The sequence below is a fragment of the Nostoc sp. PCC 7107 genome (genome assembly GCF_000316625.1).
GTDB lineage: Bacteria > Cyanobacteriota > Cyanobacteriia > Cyanobacteriales > Nostocaceae > Nostoc_B.
Map to the genome: position 1 here is coordinate 4739957 of NC_019676.1, position 20389 is coordinate 4760345.

Here is a 20389-nt window from a genome sequence, read left to right on the forward strand (position 1 = left end):
TTAATGTCGGATTACGCGCAGCTATTTAAGATTATTGAAGAACTAGTCATGCACCATTCCCCTAGCGGTGCAGAGGCGGAGATTAACGAATTTTTGCTCCAGCAATTTGCCGAGTTGGGAGTAGAAGTTTGGCGCGATCGCGCTGACAATATTATTGCTAAAATTCCTGGTAAAGATTCTACTAGAGCGATCGCTATTACGGCTCACAAAGATGAAATTGGCGCAATTGTCAAAACCATCGGTGATGCAGGTCGAGTAGAAGTTCGCAAACTAGGCGGTGCTTTTCCTTGGGTTTATGGTGAAGGTGTAGTCGATTTACTCGGCGACAATCAAACTATCTCCGGTATCCTCAGCTTTGGTTCTCGCCATGTCTCTCACGAATCTCCGCAAAAAGTTCAGCAAGAAGATACACCTGTAAAATGGGAAAATGCCTGGATTGAAACCAAACGCACCACCGCTGAATTAGAAGCCGCAGGTATTCGGACAGGAACCAGAATGGTAGTTGGTAAGCATCGCAAACATCCCATTCGCTTAAATGATCATATTGCCAGTTATACCTTAGATAATAAAGCTTCAGTGGCGATTCTTTTAGCTTTAGCCCAAAAATTGAAGCAGCCAGCCTGTGATGTATACTTGGTAGCCTCAGCCAAAGAAGAAGTCGGCGCAATTGGGGCGTTATTTTTTACCCAAAATCAGCAATTAGATGCTTTGATTGCTCTAGAAATTTGTCCTTTATCTCCAGAATACCCAATTAAAGACGGGGAAAATCCAGTACTGCTGTCTCAAGATGCCTATGGCATATATGATGAACCCTTGAATATGCAATTATGTCGGGCTGCAAAACAATTAGATATATCCGTACAATTAGCCATTATCAGCGGTTTTGGGAGTGATGCCTCAATAGCGATGAAATTTGGTCACGTTGGTCGTGCTGCTTGTTTAGCATTTCCTACACAAAACACCCACGGATATGAAATTGCTCATTTAGGTGCGATCGCCAACTGTATTAATCTATTAAAAGGCTTTTGTGAAAATTTCACAGAATAAAGCCGATGATGGGATTTGAACCCACGGCCTGCTGATTACGAATCAGCTGCTCTACCACTGAGCCACATCGGCATACACGAATAGAAATTATAGCATTATTTACAGATGGTAGAACCAAATCCCAAAACCCGCCTTAATCCAGAACAGTATGCCCGTTTAAAAGCAGAAGCCGCAACTCCGTATCGCGGCTTGCGGCAATTTATCTATATTGGTGTGGGTGCTTCTGGTTTTATTGGCGCATTTGTCTTCTTTTTTCGCGTCCTTGCTGGTAGAGAACTTGAAAGCACTTTACCTAATTTGGCATTGCAACTAGGAATAGTAGCTTTGATGGCTTTTTTGTGGCGCTGGGAAAAACGTAATCAACTACCTAAATAGTTTCAGGACTTACGCACAGGCTACGGAAAATCGAACCACAGAGACGCAGAGGTCACGGAGAAATGAGAGTTTGAGAGGTGTTTTGCGTCAGCCCTAAGTTTAATAAAAACTACAAAATCAAAAGCGTCAAGTTAACAAATTGCTAGTCTTGACGCTTTTAATTTTCTCTCTAGAATTTTACTGAACTGTGACTAAATAGGGTGAGTTAATTGGTTGAGCGCGTCCAGCGTTAACTAAGGCTTGGTAAACAAAAGCCGCGACTTCGGCTCTAGTTGCTTGACGATTAGGATCAAGCTGCTTAACAGTGGGATAGTTAATCACTAATTGGCGTGAAGTAGCCGCAGCAACTGGGCCAACTGCATAGTTAGGAATTTGCGCCGCATCATTGTAGAACCCAATAATATTTTGATTATTGGCAGTTAAGCCTAAACCATTGGCTAAGGCGACTAGTGCTTGCACTCTGGGAATTTGTTGTTGTGGTTTAAAAGTTCCATCGGGGTAGCCGGAGACAAATTGGCTCTGATAAGCAGATTTTATGGCAGCGAAAGCCCAAAAATTGCTTGGCACGTCTTGAAAGTTGATAGCGCTACGTTTAGCTGATGGATTTAAAGCTTTAGTGATAATTGTGGCAAACTGGGCGCGAGTTACAGGTTCATTAGGCTTAAACGTCCCATCAGGAAAGCCAGCAATAATACTTTGTGAGGCTAAAGCTTCAATGTAGCTTTTTGCCCAAAAATTGCTGGGTACATCCTTAAAGGCCACAGCACCGCCTGATGGTGGTTCAACTGTGGCTGCAACAAAATCTACTTTACCAAAGATTTTTTTCTGATCAACATCATTACCAACAGCCACGATGGTACTAGTTTTAGTGGCGTTGTTTACGTCATAACGAGTATTACCACGAATGAGATTACCACCGGGATTTTCATTAGTACCTAGGTTAGGTTCAGCAGTGGTAATGGCAACTACTCCGTCTCGCTTATTATTTTGAATGACATTCTTGCGAAGTACCGGTTTAGCGGAGTCTGAGATAAACAAACCATCTTGGTTTTGAATGATTTGGTTTCCTTCTACTAAAGTTGTAGAAGTTCCACCGATCGCCAGACCAAAACCTGTATCCTGAAATAAGTTATTTCTGACTATGCCTTGAGCCGCTCTAGCCAGGGAAATCCCATTACCTTTGTTCTGCACAAAGATATTACCTTCGATTGTGGGATTTCCTGTACCTGTGACAAACACACCCTCTCTACCATTATTGGTAAAAGTGCTGTTTTGGATGGTGGGATTAGTAGATTCTACCCAAATACCTGTACCGCGTTGAGTTGGGTTAATAACAGTGACACCAGCGATCGCACTATTATTATCAGCTAAGACGGTAATTTCTTGTCTGGCAAAAGTCCGACTGGTGTAAAAACCTGCGCCAGTAATAATTACCCCTTGGCCTTTGGTTGCTTCATCACCCTGAATTGTCACTCCTGATTTGAGCAACAACGGAAATGTTTCTCCAGCCTCTTGGTTATAAGTTCCTGGCGCAAGTCGAATAATTGTCCCTAGTTGAGCTTGAGCCAGTGCAAAGCTAATAGTTTTGTAAGGTGCTGCTGCTGTTGCGCCAGCACCTGTATTGTTTTGACCAGTTGTTGGGTTGACATAAATTACCTTTGCAGTTGCTGGTGCTTGCGCTATAACGCTGGGCGAAGCGCCACCATTTGCTGTACCCACCAATAATGTAGAACCAGTTGCAGCTACTAACAAAGCTGTCAGCCCGGCTTTTAAGGATAAATTAAATTTAAGGTTTCTTCCAGAAAGAAAATAAATATTTTTTACGGAAGAAAAATGAAAACCTTGATGTTTCATTTTTGTGTCTGTGATCTGCTGAATTATAGTTGGCTAAGAAGGGTTAGGTGTGACAGCTAGATAACCGTCCATCCCAAGCAAAACTATAACGGATGACTAGCAAATAATCCTCTAAGTTTCGCAATCAGACACGTAAATAAACAATTTTGCTAGAAACTCTGAGTCAAAGGTAACAGTTCTTGAGTGAACAAACTACATCTTAGTTGTCACGACTCATATACGCAGATACCAAAGTTAGAGGCGAACATCCTTACCCTGGAGGAAGGTGAATCCTACGTCCCTAATTAGACTTGTGCAAAAATTAAATCGGACTGCTATCGCATTACGCGATTAGATCGGTGTTTTACATCTAAAATTAGGACTTACGCAAGAACTCTCTCAAACTCTTATGACTGCGTGTCTTACCTTGCGGGAAGCCGCTATCGCGTCGATGCGTCCTTTGCGGTTTGTTTTTTCATAATTTTGCGTAAGTCCTGCTAATTATAAAACTTTCAATTACTAATTTTAAATATGAATTTCATGGTTGCTATGGAAATTTATTTGATTCATCTACAAAATTGTAATCTTATCCTACATACGCCAAATAAAATTAGTTTCCATCGCTGCACAGTGCTAAACTAAGAAATACATCATGACTTGGGAACATCTAAAAAGCAAAAAGCCAACTTTATTGAATAAGGTTTTACATTGATTCTGTACAATATTTAGTCATGTTTATTAGGCTGAAGTATAGAAAAAGGCAAAAAATACCAGTCTTTGGGATTCCCAAAAAATGGTTATAATTTCGCTCTTTTGAAGAATCAATTATTTCAGTAAAGCTGTTAAGTCTGGTAGCAATTCCTGCAAGTTTTATCAAGGGAATATTAGGAAAGATGCCCTTAACTCTACTATCAATAAAATCTTGGCATTTGTGAAAGTAAAAACTGCTACTTTTGGTAATGCGATCGCAGTTATCAAAATAGTAAGTATTTAGCTACGACTGTTTTTGCATTGCCGGGAGAAACTTGGTAGTAGAAGTAGAGAAAATGCTGTTGTCACAAATTTTGATGTTTTGTGGTGCTGCTCACTAAATCAATTTCCCATACTCTCCAAAACTGTCACAGTTTTGAGAAGTACGGAAAAATTATATAAGGGTTAAGAAGAGTATAAAAATCTCATTGGCATTTACAAACAACAATTAGTAGTTTGCCAACTTTATACCCATTCATGTTATTACGAGCGCAATTGACTGAGTATTCAGGAATTTTGCCTAAATCCTTACTAAAAGTTGGCAAAAAGCAGTACATTTGTGACTGTAACTGAGTAAACTACTTAAGTGGCGAGGAAGTTTTTCTGGAAAAATCAGCTTGAAACCTAAACCTATCTGCTGATAGTTAATCATTCCCAGGCAAAAGGCTGAGTATTGGCATCTAGTTTATTAAGAACCGACTGAGTAAAAGTCTCTAAATTAACCTATTGCTGCATCAATCGGCTTTTTTAGCATAAAAGTTTTCATCAGTTCACCTTGATGCTACATTGTGGTCATACTTAGATAAGCACTTATACTTAAGTGAGTTGTTTCTTGATCAGCAAGATAGCTAAAAACCAAGCAAAAGGTGAAAAAAGATGTATCTTACATCAAAAACCCACAGCTGATAGGAGTATGAAAAATCTAAAATAGATATTAAATTGATCAGAACAACGACCATCGACAACCATTAGTCCATTTTATCTTCTGCAAAGCGTCGCCAGGTTGTTACCAGTGCTGAAACACGATTACATGCAAGCTTCCCAGGATCAGCCTAATTATTTTGAGGCTCCTCTCCAATTGTTGCTGTTTGTCGATGGCAGACCCCAGTCTCGACAACAAGTACAGCGAATACGTGCTTACTTAAAAGAATTGCAGGCAGAGTATAACTTTGAGGTTCAAATTATTGATGTCGGGCAACAACCTTATCTCGCAGAACATTTTAAGTTAGTAGCTACGCCAGCATTAATCAAAATCCACCCAGAACCCAAGCAAGTTCTTGCTGGAAGTAATATCATTGCCCAATTAAAAAACTGGTGGCCGCGCTGGCAAGCGGCTGTAGATGCTTATTTAAAATTGCAAGAAGATTTTCAAGAACGGATAGATGATAATGGTCGGGTGTCACCGCCCAAATCTACAATTAATTCGGTTGCAGTTTCCGCAGAACTAATCAAGCTCTCAGATGAAATCTTTCATTTAAAACAAGAAAAGGAAAGACTGCAAGAGCAGTTACAATTCAAAGACCGAGTAATAGCGATGTTAGCTCACGATTTGCGGAATCCTTTAACTGCTGCGGCGATCGCTATTGAAACCCTTCAATCTAATTACAATATAGAAGTAGGCGAATTTCAGCGCTTGAAACCAGCAATGGCCGCCCACTTGTTAAAGCAAGCTCGGACTCAAGCCAAGATTATTGATCGGTTAATTGCCGATCTATTACAGGTAGGTAGAGGCAGCGATAAAGAGTTGCCAATTATACCTCAAAAAATTGAGCTAGGACAACTCTGTTTAGAGGTGTTAGAGGAATTGCGCGATCGCTACACTGCAAAATCCCAAACACTAGAAACAGACATTCCCTCAGATCTACCCTGCGTCTACGCCGATCCAGAACGTATCCGCCAAGTATTGGTGAACCTCTTAGATAATGCAATTAAATATACACCATCTGGTGGTAAAATTACGGTTGCCGGATTGCACCGCACTACTCAAAAAATTCAGTTTAGTGTCGGCGACACTGGCCCTGGTATTCCCACCGAGAGTCGTGATCTGATTTTTGAAAATCACTTCCGCCTGCAAAGAGATCAAAGTACAGATGGATATGGCATTGGTCTTTGTTTATGCCAGCGTATCGTGCGATCTCATTACGGTCAAATTTGGGTAGATTCAAGTCCCAACGGTGGCGCATGGTTCCACTTTACATTGCCAGTTTATCCATTTTAGTGCTGTAAAGCCCTGCGGGCATGGCTGCGCTTAGAGCGGTAGCGGGGCGTTCAGCCCGTGCTGAGTGAGGAAAAAATCATCTCTAATCTCTAGCCCTTGGTTGGAATTAAGAACACTTTTTCGCCGCTGATGGGTTGCCAATCGGATGTAAATCAGCTTCCCAAATACTGATATAAATAAAACCACAATTCTGGCGGACAATTTGTGCTTTCACTGAACCTAGATCAACACTAAAATCATCCCTCTGACGCTGTTGAATTTGTTTTAGTCCTTGCTGAATTTCGGGAGTGACTTGACCGTTAAGCATTCCACTTAGAGTATTTTGCATCACTTCTGGGTCTACTGATTGATTAAAAGCAGCCTCAGTTTGCACTAACCTTCCAGAATTACGATCAAAGAGATAGCCTAAGTCGATTTGATTTGGCACTATTTTATAGGTAACAGCGCGAGTATTACGCCACAAACCCCTCAAATCCCTATTTGGCTTTCCGAGAGTGGCTTCTACGGTGCTTCTGTTTGTACCTGTAGGAAATGCGGGAACGCTGAGACCGCTTGTTATACTTACTTTTTTTTTGTTCTCTGGCTTGTCTGGTTGTATTGCAGGTGCTTCTTTTGTCGGAATGACAGTAGGTTGAGCCTCTGGCGTAGTTGTTGAATTATCAGTATCTGTAATTACAGGCTGTTCATCGGTGATAACTGGAGATTCATTTGCAGAGTTAGAATCTGTTGCGTCATTGTTAGCCGATAAAGGAGCCGAATTTACGGGTTGTTGTGGGGGTGTGCTAGGTGTAACCGAAGATGCTATTGGTGGAGAAGTTGGTTGCTCATTTGCTGCTAAAGATGGAGTAGGATCTGCTGGATACTCAGAATTGTTGACAATGGGTAATTCTGATTGTTGGGGACGAGACAAGCGAGAAATCCCCATCCCAGCAATTAAACCAGCGACAATTAACCCACCAAATATCCATATAGGTTTTTGGGAATTTAGCGGTGGAATTTTTGGGGGTGGAGAAACAGCCTGAGTTTGCTGAGTTGATGCAGTTTCAGTGGGACGAAAATTGATCGTAGGGGATGTAGGTAGATTAGTTGTAGAGTTTAAAGCATAAAGCATTTTACTAGCAGTGCTGTAGCGCTCGCTCGCTTGGGGTTTAATTGCCTGATTCAGCACCATCGCTAGTTGGGGTGAAACTTGCGGTGCTTCATTCTGCCAGATAATTTCCCCAGTTTGTTGATGAGTGGGTAATGCTGAAGGCTGTTTGCCAGTTAACAGATAAATAGCTGTTAAGCCTAAACTATAAATATCTGTGGCGTAAATTGGTCGTCCAATTGCTTGTTCGCCAGGCATATATCCCGGTGTACCAATCACCATAGACTGTATCGGATATCCTGGTTTACTCACCACTGTCCGAATTGTTTCTTTCACTGCACCGAAATCAATCAAGACAGGCTGGCTATCAACAGAACGCAGAATAATATTATCTGGTTTGATATCACGGTGAATGATCCCCTTGCTATGCACATAATCCAATACTGATAGCAAACTCAAGAGAATTTCTCGGACTATGGTTTCACTTTGACATCCCCTAGTTTCCACAAGATGGGTTAACGTTTCCCCGTGAATCCATTCTTGCACTAGATAAAACAGGCCATTTTCCGAAAAATAAGCGTGTAATCGGGGAATTTGGTCACTACTGTCCCCCAAATACTCTAAAGTTGCTGCTTCTCTTTCAAAACGTTGCTGAATCAATTCATAGGTTTGAGGATCATTCGCAATTGGTTTTAATTGCTTAATCACACAACGTCGGCGAGAAGGCATGTGGGTATCTTCTGCCAAAAAGGTTTCCCCAAATCCGCCAGCACCGAGTACCTGGATAACTTGATAGCGATTATTTAGCAGAATAGATCTCATGCACAGTTCAATATGTCCGCCATATTTAAATGTACATCACGATGTCAAAGCAGATGATGTTCCCTAGTGAGATAACGAGAGTGTTTATAAATTAAATCTTAAGCGTTACGCTGCCTTAACGCAATCTCAAACACCCTCAATTCCAGAGATTCAGCAACAAATTCTTGATGATGACACCTACCTTGTTGTTGCAATACTCCCTCGGTGAACAACGCAGCTATTTATGGATGGTGAGTAAAACCAGCATTAGCAGTTATGAACTACCGAAACGCGCAGACATCGAAATTCTGGTGAAGCAGTTTAACTATCTGTTAAAAATTAGCTCTTACAGCCCCCGCGCCAAGAGAGAAATCGGTGCAGAATCTTGTTTAATGACTTTTCGTAGTGTGGAAGTGATACTTAATACAATGATTTTCTGCATCTGGATGATAGTATATTTCAGATTTTGAATTAAAAATAACGGTTCCTTAGTCATATTTATAGAGAAATAATAATGCCATCTATCTATAGTCGGGTTTTTTCATTAAAAATTCCTAACTGTATAACGTCTAAACGTATAGTGAAGCAGGCACAAATACTTGTTAAAAAATGCTGTTATGATTAAGAAAATCAACTGTCGCCAGAAGCCAAGAAGATTTTTAGCAGCGTTTACTAACATTTCCTTTATCTTAGTCAGCATCATAGTATTTGCTGAATCAGGTGTAGCTGCTAAGGATTATGTACTCAAGATTACCCAACAACCACAAAAAAACTCACCAGAAGTCAACCGTTCTACCGCAGAGCAAATATTTCAAGAAGGCGAAGAGTTACTAGAACGAGGCACAGCCATATCTCTAAAACAGGCGATCGCCAAATTTGAAACTGCCTTTAAGCTCTGGCAAAAAATAGGCGATGCTAAACAACAAGCCATCACACTCAACGAACTTGGTTTTATTTATGATGCCTTGGGAGACAAACAGCAAGCACTGGTATTCTTCAACCAATCTTTGCCTCTCAGAGAGCAAGTAGGAGATATAACTGGACAAGCCGTGACTCTCAACAACATTGGTGGTGTTTATGATGCCTTGGGAGACAAACAGCAAGCACTGGTATACTACAACAAATCCCTACCCTTATCACAACAAGTAGGCGATAAAGCTGGGCAAGCCGTTACTCTCAATAACATCGGCGGTGTCTACAATGCCTTGGGAGACAAACAGCAAGCACTCAAATACTACAACCGATCCCTGCTAATTTCACGACAAATAGTCAATAAAGTCCAAGAAGCGATCACCCTCAACAATGTCGGCGGTGTTTACGATGCTTTGGGAGACAAACAACAGGCTTTGATGTACTACAGTCAATCCCTACCATTATCACGTCAAATAGGTGATAAAGCTGGGCAAGCCGTTACTCTCAATAATATTGGTGGTGTTTACGATGCCTTGGGAGACAAGAAACAGGCTTTGTCGTACTACAATCAATCTCTACCTTTGAGACGACAAGTAGGAGATAAAACTGGAGAAGCTATCACTCTCAACAATATTGGTGGTATCTACGACGCATTGGGAGATAAACAGCAGGCTCTAGCATTTTATGATCAATCTCTAATCCTATCACGACAAGTGGGGGATAAAGCCGGGCAAGCCGTTACTTTCAATAATATCGGGCGTGTTTACGACTCCTTAGCAGACAAACAGCAGGCACTACAATACTATAACCAGTCCCTACCATTAAGACGACAAGTGGGGGATAAAACTGGAGAAGCCGCCACTCTCAATAATATTGGTAGTGTCTACGATGGCTTAGGGGACAAACAACAGGCTTTAGCATTTTATAACCAATCTCTAACCCTCTCAAGACAAGTAGGCGATAAAGTTGGGGAAGCAACGACTCTCAACAACATTGGCGGTATTTACTCTGCTTTGGGAGACAAACAGCAGGCACTCAAATACTACAACCAGTGTCTGCCCTTGAGGCAACAAATCGGTGATAAAACAGGGGAAGCCGGCACTCTCAATAACATCGGCCGTGTCTATGACTCATTAGGAGACAAACAACAGGCACTTAAATACTATAACCAGTCGATGCCCTTAAGACGGCAAGTAGGAGATAAAACTGGAGAAGCCGTCACGTTGAATAACATCGGCCGTGTCTATGACTCATTAGGAGAGAAACAGGAGGCACTCAAATACTACAACCAATCCCTATCTTTATCCCAACAAGTGAGTGATAAAGCAGGTATTGCAACCAGCCTCAACAATATTGGCGGTGTCTACTCTGCATTGGAGCAGAAACAGCAAGCACTAGTTTACTACAATCAGTCTTTGCCCCTAAGAAGACAAATGAGGGATCAAGCTGGAGAAGCTATTACTCTCTATAACATTGCCTATTTAGAACGTGATCAAGGCAATCTCAAAAAATCTCTGATTCAAATTGAAGCAGCTATCAAGCTCATCGAAAATTTACGTACAAAGATTACTAACGAGCCACTGCGTACCTCTTATTTTGCCTCGCAGCAAACCATTTACCAATTTGGTAATGATTTATTAATGCAGTTGCACAAGCAATATCCAAACCAAGGTTACGATGGTTTGGCTCTACAAACAAGTGAAAAATATCGTTCTCGCAGTTTGTTAGAACTACTCACAGAAGCTAACGCTGATATTCGCCAGGGTGTAGAGCCGAAACTACTAGAAGCCGAACAAAAATTGCAACAACGACTGGATGCAACTGAGAAACTGCGTTTAGAACTCTATACCAGCGGTCAATATACCCCAGCACAAGCACAAGTTCTAGAAAATGAACTGGCCTCACTTCTCAAAGACTATCAAGATGTACAAGCACAAATCAGATTAACCAGTCCCAAATATGCTGCACTAACTCAACCTCAACCTCTTTCTCTCAAAGAAATTCAACAGCAAGTATTAGATGACGATACTCTGTTGTTAGAATACGCCCTTGGTGAAGAACGCAGCTATTTGTGGGTGGTGAGTAAAACTGACATTAGCAGCTATGAGTTACCTAAACGCGCAGATATCGAAAAAGTTGTTAAGCAATTTAATTATTTATTGAAAATACGTTACTACCGCCTCAGTGCCAACATCAAGATAGATGCAAGTTCTGGTTTAGGGACTTTTAGCAGTTACGAAGTATTAGAAAAACTCCATCAAGTACTGATAAAACCAATCGCGGAAAAAATCAAAAACAAACGCTTGGTGATTGTCGGTGATGGTGCTTTACAATATCTGCCATTTTCTGCCCTACCTCAACCCGGAACATTAGGTAAGAATTTCAAGCCTCTGCTAGAAACAAACGAAATTCTTTACGTGCCATCAGCTTCTACTCTAGCTGTTATCAGGCGCGAACACAGAGAACGCAAAACTCCTCCCAAAACCTTAGCTGTGATAGCAGATGCTGTATTTAGCAATGACGACGATCGCCTAACGAGAATTATCCATCATCCCATACCAAAACAAAACATTCCCCAGATCAATCCCAATTTCTCTTTTGAGCGTTTATCTTTTACTCGCAAAGAAGCTGAGAACATTTTAGCTTTAGTACCTAAATCTCAGACTCTGCAAGCATTAGATTTTGCTGCTAACCGTGCTTTTGTTACTAGTTCTCAACTTAGTGAATACCGCATCATACATTTTGCCACCCACGGCATTTTAGATACGGAAAACCCAGCTTTATCTGGAGTAGTTTTATCACTATTTGATCAACAAGGAAGGTTACAAAATGGCTTTTTGCGTCTACAAGATATTTTTAACCTCAAACTACCAGCAGAATTAATTGTCCTGAGCGCTTGTGAAACTGGCTTAAGTAAAGAAATCAAAGGCGAAGGATTAGTCGGATTGGCTAGAGGATTTATGTATGCTGGTAGCCCTCGCGTGTTGGTCAGTTTATGGAATGTGGATGATGAAGCGACATCAAAATTAATGAGGATATTTTATACCAAAATCTTGAAGCAAGGATTGACACCTTCGGCAGCATTGCGAGAGGCAAGATTGGAATTATGGCGAGATGGGAATTATTCTGCACCTTATTATTGGGCGGGCTTTACTTTACAAGGTGAGTGGAAGTAAAAGTAGAAAATTTGTTTTTACTTTCTGCTGAGTTTGGGAATACTAAACTCAGCACTGAATATACTTATGGCTTTTTTACACGGAATTACTAAAATTTTTGTACGTAATAACTCTGGAATAAGTTCCTCTGTCACTCCACAGCAACCAGCAAAATTAAAAACCCTGGCTGAATTAGAACAGGAAATAGCCGCACAAGGACAAGTTCGTAATAACTCCTCTCAACAAAAACCTGGCAAAGCCAAAAAAGGTATAGGTAAACTGATTTGGATCACAATACTCATCGGCGTTCCCGCAGGTATAATTTGGGTGGCGAATCAGCCTTCACCAATGATTCGCCGGACTGTGGTACAAAATGCGCCATTGTTGTTGCTTCCTAGTTACATTAGTATAGAACAACATTATCGGCAAGCTTTGGTGTCACTTGAACAAGCTGAATACTTGATTGAAAGACCAACTAGTGCAGCCGATTTGGCGTTGGGTGAAGAACAACTGCAACAGACAAAAATACATCTCAATAACTTGCCAACTGTGTTAGCCAACGATTGGCCAGAATATAAATATGGCTGGTATGAATGGCGGTTCAGCGTTTATGGTTTGAATGCGGCGCGTCGTCAAGTAGGACAATTAGAAGCCAAGGCTTTTCAAGAAAAAAATGCCCAAACTTTGCTGGTTGATTATAACCAAGCATTATTAAATGCTAAACAGCAGTATCAACAAGCTACAACCATAACCGATAAAAAGTCAGCGATCGCCGCTTGGCGTTCAGCACTCGATAAGTTAGCAGAAATTCCCGGACAAACCTTAGCTGGCCAAACTGCTCAAAATCAACTAGATGGCTACAAGCGAGAATTTCAGGAAGTTGTCGGATTAGCCGCCGGCAATGAACGTGTCAGTACTTTAATTACCGCCGCCCAACAATTTTCTTGGCAAGCTGCAAAAGCTGGTCAAAATCCACCGCATACCGTTACCGAATGGGAACAAATAGAAAATTTATGGTCAGAAGCAATTCATCGTTTACAACAGATTTCTTCCTCAGATTTAGTAGGTTATGCCCAAGCACAAAAGTTATTAGCAACTTATGAAACTAATTTAGGTCAGGTGAAAATCAGACGCAAAGCGGAGGCTGATGCTGTACAAACTTTAGCTAGAGCGCAACAAGAAATTGAAAGCTTAGTAGCTTCTATGCCCAATGACCCCAAAAATTTGGATCGTAATCGGGTAATTAGTCAGTTGCACAGTATTATTAACCAATTAGAAAAGGTGGAAAAAGGTACAACTGTTTATTTAAAAGCTCAAGAGCTATTGCTATCTGCCAATAATAAATTCAAGCAATTCCAGTAAGACTTTTCTATTAATTCTAACTTTTGAAATCTTATTCAAGGTTTTAAATCTAGTAATCCATCTTCTTTTAATTTGGGATTGAAGCGGAGTTGCATTTGCAAACCACGCGATTCCAAAACTTTTAAAATTTCTGCTTCAACTCGCCGTGCTACATTCTTAATAACTTTTATTTGTGCTAACTCATCATTAGCGGGATTTTGATAATTCACCTGTTCTTCTGGTGTCATGATGCTTTTGACGTTGATCGGCTGTGTCCATATTTCTTTATTCTCTCCGTTGCCTATGGGTACAGTTCCATTTTCGGCAATCCAGGCATTTTCAATAGTTTCTAAAACTGTCCGATTGGGACGTTCAATAGTTTGACCTTTCACCCAATAACATTGTTCTGGCTGACGGACTAAATGTTGTTTTAGGCTTAAATAAATATCACGAGAATATCCGACAAATTGTAGCGATTTATTTTGGTCAAATATTGCATATACACCTATTTTTCCTTGGAATATGTCAGGTAATTGGCCTGCATCATCAATGTAAGGAATATACTCTAGGGTTGTTAAAGATGGAGGATTTGTTTCGTCAGCCATAGCCAAAGTTGAATTTTGTGATTTATTAATTGAGCATTCCTATAGTAAATAATTTGAACATAATTTTTACAAGATAGTCAAAAGAAAAAGGCAAAAGAAACTTTTCTTTTGCCTTTTATGCTAATTACGAACTTTCTATTTACATATCGAAATCATCTTCATCATCGTCAACTTCCTCATATTCATCTTCTTCGTCATCGGATACGAGGTCATGAACTTCATGGACTCCATCAAGAATCAAATCATCTTCATCCAAGATTGAGCCTGTGCGTCGGCTACCATAAGTACCTTCGGTTAGCGAAGGTGTATCTAAATTGTAGGCACGAGCAGTGCGATCGTCTAACACCATATCTAGTGGATCATCTACTTCATCCAGAACACTGGTAGTGTCCAGAGTCGCGTAATCTTCGATCGCACCTGGTTCATCATAAGTATTGTATCCAGTACCCGCCGGAATCAAGCGTCCAATAATTACGTTCTCTTTCAGACCCCGCAGCCAGTCAGATTTGCCTTCAATTGCTGCTTCCGTTAAGACCCTGGTGGTTTCTTGGAAGGATGCAGCCGAGATAAAGCTATCGGTGTTCAAGGATGCTTTGGTGATACCCAACAGTACGGGTGTGTATTGCGCCCTAGCACCACCTGTAATGGCCATTGCTTCGTTGACTTGTTCAACTTGGCGCAATTCTACCAACTCCCCAGGCAGCATGGTGGTATCTCCACCATCATCTATCCGCACTTTGTTGGTCATTTGGCGGACAATCACTTCGATGTGTTTGTCGGCAATATCAATCCCTTGGGACTGATACACTAACTGTACTTCGTTTACCAAGAATGTTTGCACTTTCTGCAAAGCATGACTGGCGCAAGCATAGACTCCATCCTCAGAACCCAAGCTGAAGAAGATTTCTAGAATTTCGTGGGGGTTAGAGGGGCCATCAGTGATTGGTTGTCCGGCTAAGACGTGATAACCATCAGGTACTATTAAGTTTTGTCCTGGGCCAAGGGGATAGTCGCTGATTACACCATTAGATTCTACAATTTTCACAGCGATCGCTTCATCGCCATCACCATAAACAACCTTGACTTCCCCAGCACGGCGGATTAAGACGCACGCTTCTTTTGGTTTGCGAGCTTCTAGAAGTTCTTCAATCCGGGGCAAACCTTGAATGATATCTCCGGTTTTCGCACGTTCAAATACCAACAGCACTAAGTTATCACCGCGCTGTACTAAATCACCGTCTTCTATCTGCAACACTGCACCAGGACTGACTCGGTAGGGACGACCAGCACGAATAGTTACAGTATATTTCTGTGTACTCAGGGCTGATTCATCACCAGCTGATGCTGGAGCCACAGCCTTAATATCTACAATTTCCCCAGATTCTTCTGCAAATACGCCTGGAGTAATTTCGGCACCTTCTACCATCAAATCACCAACTTTTACCTTGGGTTTAGAGGCAGTCGTCATCGAAATCATATCGCTGTGACGCAATACTAAGCAACGGCGTACAGTTTCTGTACCTTTTTGTACACCCCTGACAATACCCCCTTCTTTACACAAGATTTGGGTACTGGCGACTACAGCACCAGGAGCAATGGTTTCGCCATCTTGTACTTGCAGCGCTGTCTGAGTACTACCTTGGGTAGCATCAGCAACAATGTCCCGCCGAATGACTAATGATTCCAAAATTACTAGCTGCAAACGCTGTATATCTGGATCTTGTAGATCAGGAACCAATTCAATATCTGCTGCTAAAGGAGAAGCATTATGGTCTTGTTCACCTTCTTGCTCAATTTCCAATACTAGTTGAGTACGTAACAGTTCTACGCCTTCTACTGATTTGACGCGTTCAGCATCTTTGTAAGGTAGACGCTGTACTGCTCGCAGTTGAATTGAACGTCCGGTTTGCTGACTCACAGATGTGGTGGAAGGTACATCTGGGGTGTTGGGTACGGCAAATTCTACGACAGGACGACTTAACAAGGCTGGGCCTTCTGGAGATTCTACATACTGGATGTAGCGCAATTCCGTAAAGGTTTGTCCCAACAATTCTTCACCAGGCTGAACAAAGGTGTTATCCCGCCCAATGACCGCTTCTGGATCATCAACCATGAGCAGTTCGCCGGGTTTAACTACCACTTCCCGCAGAATGTCGTTTTTCTGGGTAACTTCTACTACACCGCTGTTTTGGCAGAAGATATCTTTCACAACTTCCGAGCCAGCTTCAACAAACTGACCATCTTCAACCAACAGCAAGGAGATATCTTTATTCACCTCGTGGGTTTCTTCGGGAATCCACAGCATTGTGCCTCCCTGTACCACTTCATAACCTTGTTTGGCTTTGCCTTTCTTCTGGACTTCTAGTCCAGCGAATTTCAAAAAGCCACCGGTGGTAGTGCGATAGCGGTCATCAATTAATTCGGCTACTACTTGCCCATTCTGCACTTTTGTGCCTGGGGTAGCTCGGAGGTTGAATTCCTGGTTGTTGCCCGTGGAGATGAGGTAGTTGTTTCGCCCTTGAGAACTGTTAACGGTAACTGCTGCTTGGTCTAAAACTACTGAAGCAGTGATGATTTCAATTTCTCTGGTACTCTTACCAGGAGTAGCTTCTGGCAAACGCACCACACCACCATGCTGACTGGTGAGCCTGGTTTCGGCTAAAACGCCGTTCGTGGCGATGCGATCGCCATTATTCACCACCAATTCTGCACCAGGGGGCAAGTTATAAACTTCCCCAGACAAAATCCAAATCAAACCACCTCGTGATGCGGTGGTTGTGGTGTTACCTTGACGGTCTGTTTTTTGTTCAGCAACGACATCAGCAAATTTTACCTCTCCGGCTAAGTCAGTGGCCACATCTTTGACCGCTTTTTCGGTGTTGGTACGAGTTGTCCGACCACCAATTGCGACTTCTGCTAGTAACTGTCCTAGTTTTACCTGTTGACCATCAACTATATATAGTGTGGAACCTTGGGTAACTTGAATTTCTTGGGCAACTGGCGTTTCTGAACCTTCTTTCTTGGGTTCTAACATCAAGATGCCGTTAGCTTCCACATACAAAGCATCTTCCCCGTGGCGGGTACGGTAGGGTCTTGTCCGCAATTTGCGGGGAATCTTGACTGTCCCAGCCATTTTTGAACGCACTTGTTGTGCTACTTCCCCTGTAAATACACCCCCGGTGTGGAATGTCCGCATGGTTAGCTGAGTACCAGGTTCACCGATACTTTGGGCAGCAATGATCCCCACTGCTTCGCCCAAGTCTACCATCTTGGCGTGAGCCAAGCTCCAGCCGTAGCAATGTTGACAAACAGAACGTGCCGCTTCACAGGTCAGAGGCGATCGCACCACCACTTGTGTTACCCCAGCTTTTTGAATTATTTTTGCCAAGTCATCAGAAATGGGGGTGTTGCGTGGTGCAATTACTTCTTTGGTTGTAGGATGCACTATATCCTCTCCCACTACTCGTCCCATCAAACGTGTGGCCAGAGGAATCAAGGTTTTGCTACCTTCTGTCATCGACTGTAGGGCTAGACCTCTGCTAGTACCACAATCGAATTCTCGAACAATCACATCCTGAGATACGTCAACCAGACGGCGCGTTAGATAACCAGAGTCAGCCGTCCGTAGCGCTGTATCTACCAATCCTTTACGCGCACCGTAAGAGGAAATAATATATTCTGTGACAGTCAAACCTTCCCGGAAGTTGGTTTTAATTGGTAAGTCAATAATTTCCCCTTGGGGATCTGCCATCAGTCCCCGCATCCCGACTAACTGACGGACTTGGGAAATATTACCCCGCGCCCCAGAAAACGCCATCATGTACACGGAGTTGAGGGGATTGGTTTTCTTGAAGTGAACAACTACCTCATCTTTGAGAGCTTCACTGGTACCATTCCAGGTGTCAATTACTTTCTGGAAACGTTCAACTTCTGTGATTTCTCCCCTTTGGTAACGCGCTTCTGTCGCCCGAATTTCTTCTTCTGCGGCTTCTAGAAGACTGCGCTTGCTAGGTGGTACCATCAAATCATCTACACTGATGGAAACCCCGGCTCTAGTAGCGTAACGGAAACCTAAATCTTTCAGTTTGTCTGCCATTACAGCAGTTCGCGCCGTACCGTAGTTGGTAAACGCCCAAGAAATTAAATTTCTCAATTGACCTTTGTCAACTACGCGATTGCGAAAAACTTTATTTTCGTTAGTCATTAGTCATTCGTCCTTAGTCAATAGAAGTCAAAAGGCAAAAGTAAAATTACTTTTTTCTTTTGCTTTTTGCCTTTTTACTTTTAACTTGCTAGTGCTTCCTGAATGGCATTGTTATAAATGACACGTCCAGGTGTTGTGCGTATATACTGAGAAATCAAATTTCCTTGGGAGTCTTCTCGAACTCGGCGGAACTTATACATTAATGTTCGAGTACCGTCATCGTTATTAGTTACTTCCAACGGTTCTGTATCGGGTTGATCTGATTCCAGTTCACCATCAAACCGCACGTAGATGTAGGCGTGTAAGTCTATTTGCCCTTGCTCAAATGCCATAATGACATCCTCTAGGGACGCAAAGTACTTACCAGCACCTTTCGTAGCATGGGGATTTTCTGCGGTTAAGTAGTATGCCCCCAATACCATATCTTGGCTAGGTGTAATTATTGGTTTACCTGTAGCTGGCGACAAAATATTATTAGAAGCCAACATCAATAACCGTGCTTCTGCCTGACTTTCCAAGGACAGTGGTACGTGTACCGCCATTTGGTCTCCATCAAAGTCAGCGTTAAACGCCGGACACACCAATGGATGTAATTGAATTGCTCGTCCTTCCACCAAAATTGGTTCAAAAGCTTGAATCCCCAAACGGTGAAGTGTGGGTGCGCGGTTGAGCATGACTGGGTGTCCTTCGATCACCTCTTCCAGCACATCCCACACACTCGGATCGTTGCGCGATATCAGCTTTTTCGCCGCTTTGATGTTATTCACCATACCGCTGCGAATCAGGCGGTTGATCACAAACGGTTGAAATAGCTCGATCGCCATTTCTCTAGGCAAACCACACTGGTGGATATGTAACTTTGGCCCCACCACAATTACCGAACGGCCAGAGTAGTCAACTCGTTTACCCAACAAGTTTTGCCGGAAGCGTCCTTGCTTACCTTCAATAATGTCAGATAAAGATTTTAGCGGTCGGTTATTAGCACCAACTACCGTGCGACCCCGACGACCGTTGTCAATCAAAGCATCTACTGCTTCTTGCAGCATCCGCTTTTCGTTCCGCACAATAATTTCTGGTGCCAAAATTTCTTGTAGGCGTGCCAGGCGGTTATTGCGGTTAATTACCCGTCTATATAAATCATTCAAGTCACTTGTAGCAAACCTCCCACCATCTAGTTGCACCATTGGGCGCAAATCAGGGGGAATCACAGGGATAACTGTCATTACCATCCATTCTGGTTTAGAGCCAGTCGCAATGAAGTTATCAATTACCCGTAAGCGCTTAATCAGTTTTGCTCGTTTTTGCCCTTTAGCTGTACTAATTTCTTCGCGCAGACTTTCTGCTTCTTGCTCTAAATTAATATCAGCTAACAAACGCAGCAGTGCTTCCGCACCAATACCTACCTCTACCCCTTGTAAGGTAGAATCTTCGCTATAAATTTGGTCTTCAATTTCTAACCACTGGTCTTCGCTCAGTAGTTGCTTATAAGTTAAAGTTTCGGCATTACCAGGGCTGAGAACAACATAAGAGTTGAAATAAACTATTTGCTCTACATCCCGCAAAGGCATATCCAACAGAATGGCAATATAACTGGGGATACCTTTGAGATACCAAACGTGGGCTACCGGTGCTGCGAGTTTGATATACCCCATCCGATGGCGACGCACTCTAGATTCGGTAACTTCTACACCACAGCGTTCGCAAACAATACCTCTATGACGAACTCTCTTATACTTACCACAATGACATTCCCAATCTTTTGCGGGGCCAAAAATGCGCTCGCAAAATAAGCCATCCATTTCTGGCTTGAGAGTCCGGTAATTAATCGTTTCTGGTTTGGTGACTTCACCTACTAATTGGCCATTGGGTAAGGTGCGTTCACCCCATTGCCGAATGCGTTCTGGTGATGCTAAGCCGATTTTTACGTAGTCAAACTGATTAGTTTGGGCTGATCTCATACTTAAAGTAAAAAGTAAAAAGTAAAAGCAAAGAGAAGGTCAAAAGGCAAAGTAAAAAAAGAGAAAAAATTCATTAGAAAAACTTTTATTCTTTTGCCTTTTG

Annotated in this window: 11 protein-coding genes and 1 tRNA gene; 6 read left to right on the plus strand and 6 right to left on the minus strand. The window is 42.2% G+C overall.

What is annotated here, in order from left to right; genetic code table 11:
* Positions 1 to 3: 3 nt before the first annotated feature.
* Positions 4 to 1047, plus strand: a complete 1044-nt coding sequence (locus NOS7107_RS20245; protein ID WP_015114813.1) for a M42 family metallopeptidase — start codon at positions 4 to 6, stop codon at positions 1045 to 1047.
* Here NOS7107_RS20245 and NOS7107_RS20250 read toward each other — a convergent pair.
* A tRNA-Thr gene (locus NOS7107_RS20250) sits at positions 1048 to 1119 on the minus strand.
* A 33-nt stretch (positions 1120 to 1152) separates the two neighbouring features.
* Between NOS7107_RS20250 and NOS7107_RS20255 the strand changes: the two genes are divergently transcribed.
* Positions 1153 to 1422 (plus strand): DUF3493 domain-containing protein, encoded by a 270-nt coding sequence (locus NOS7107_RS20255; RefSeq protein ID WP_015114814.1) that lies wholly within the window; start codon positions 1153 to 1155, stop codon positions 1420 to 1422.
* A gap of 177 nt (positions 1423 to 1599) precedes the next feature.
* On the opposite strand, the gene NOS7107_RS20260 is transcribed toward NOS7107_RS20255, so the two are convergent.
* The gene (locus NOS7107_RS20260; RefSeq protein WP_015114815.1) at positions 1600 to 3276 is read right to left on the minus strand and encodes a DUF1565 domain-containing protein; all 1677 of its coding nucleotides are present in this window, start codon (positions 3274 to 3276) and stop codon (positions 1600 to 1602) included.
* Between the two features lie 1741 nt (positions 3277 to 5017).
* Between NOS7107_RS20260 and NOS7107_RS20265 the strand changes: the two genes are divergently transcribed.
* Positions 5018 to 6223 (plus strand): histidine kinase, encoded by a 1206-nt coding sequence (locus NOS7107_RS20265; protein WP_015114816.1) that lies wholly within the window; start codon positions 5018 to 5020, stop codon positions 6221 to 6223.
* Between the two features lie 106 nt (positions 6224 to 6329).
* Here NOS7107_RS20265 and NOS7107_RS20270 read toward each other — a convergent pair whose 3' ends face one another.
* Positions 6330 to 8132, minus strand: a complete 1803-nt coding sequence (locus tag NOS7107_RS20270; protein WP_015114817.1) for a serine/threonine protein kinase — start codon at positions 8130 to 8132, stop codon at positions 6330 to 6332.
* A gap of 167 nt (positions 8133 to 8299) precedes the next feature.
* Between NOS7107_RS20270 and NOS7107_RS20275 the strand changes: the two genes are divergently transcribed.
* From NOS7107_RS20275 to NOS7107_RS20285, 3 genes are all read left to right on the plus strand, one after another.
* Entirely contained in the window at positions 8300 to 8581 is a 282-nt protein-coding gene (locus tag NOS7107_RS20275; RefSeq protein ID WP_044500190.1) for a hypothetical protein, read from the plus strand.
* Positions 8582 to 8728: 147 nt separating this feature from the next.
* Entirely contained in the window at positions 8729 to 12199 is a 3471-nt protein-coding gene (locus NOS7107_RS20280; protein ID WP_015114818.1) for a CHAT domain-containing tetratricopeptide repeat protein, read from the plus strand.
* 66 nt (positions 12200 to 12265) lie between these two features.
* The gene (locus NOS7107_RS20285; RefSeq protein ID WP_015114819.1) at positions 12266 to 13540 is read left to right on the plus strand and encodes a hypothetical protein; all 1275 of its coding nucleotides are present in this window, start codon (positions 12266 to 12268) and stop codon (positions 13538 to 13540) included.
* A 35-nt stretch (positions 13541 to 13575) separates the two neighbouring features.
* Here NOS7107_RS20285 and NOS7107_RS20290 read toward each other — a convergent pair whose 3' ends face one another.
* The 3 genes from NOS7107_RS20290 to NOS7107_RS20300 all read right to left on the minus strand — a co-directional run bounded on the left by NOS7107_RS20290 (position 13576) and on the right by NOS7107_RS20300 (position 20286).
* The gene (locus tag NOS7107_RS20290) at positions 13576 to 14124 is read right to left on the minus strand and encodes a GIY-YIG nuclease family protein (protein WP_015114820.1); all 549 of its coding nucleotides are present in this window, start codon (positions 14122 to 14124) and stop codon (positions 13576 to 13578) included.
* Positions 14125 to 14263: 139 nt separating this feature from the next.
* Positions 14264 to 18328 carry a DNA-directed RNA polymerase subunit beta'' gene (locus NOS7107_RS20295; protein WP_015114821.1) on the minus strand — a complete coding sequence of 1355 codons (4065 nt, stop codon included), beginning with the start codon at positions 18326 to 18328 and terminating at the stop codon, positions 14264 to 14266.
* An 80-nt stretch (positions 18329 to 18408) separates the two neighbouring features.
* Positions 18409 to 20286 (minus strand): DNA-directed RNA polymerase subunit gamma, encoded by a 1878-nt coding sequence (locus tag NOS7107_RS20300; protein ID WP_015114822.1) that lies wholly within the window; start codon positions 20284 to 20286, stop codon positions 18409 to 18411.
* Positions 20287 to 20389: the final 103 nt, after the last annotated feature.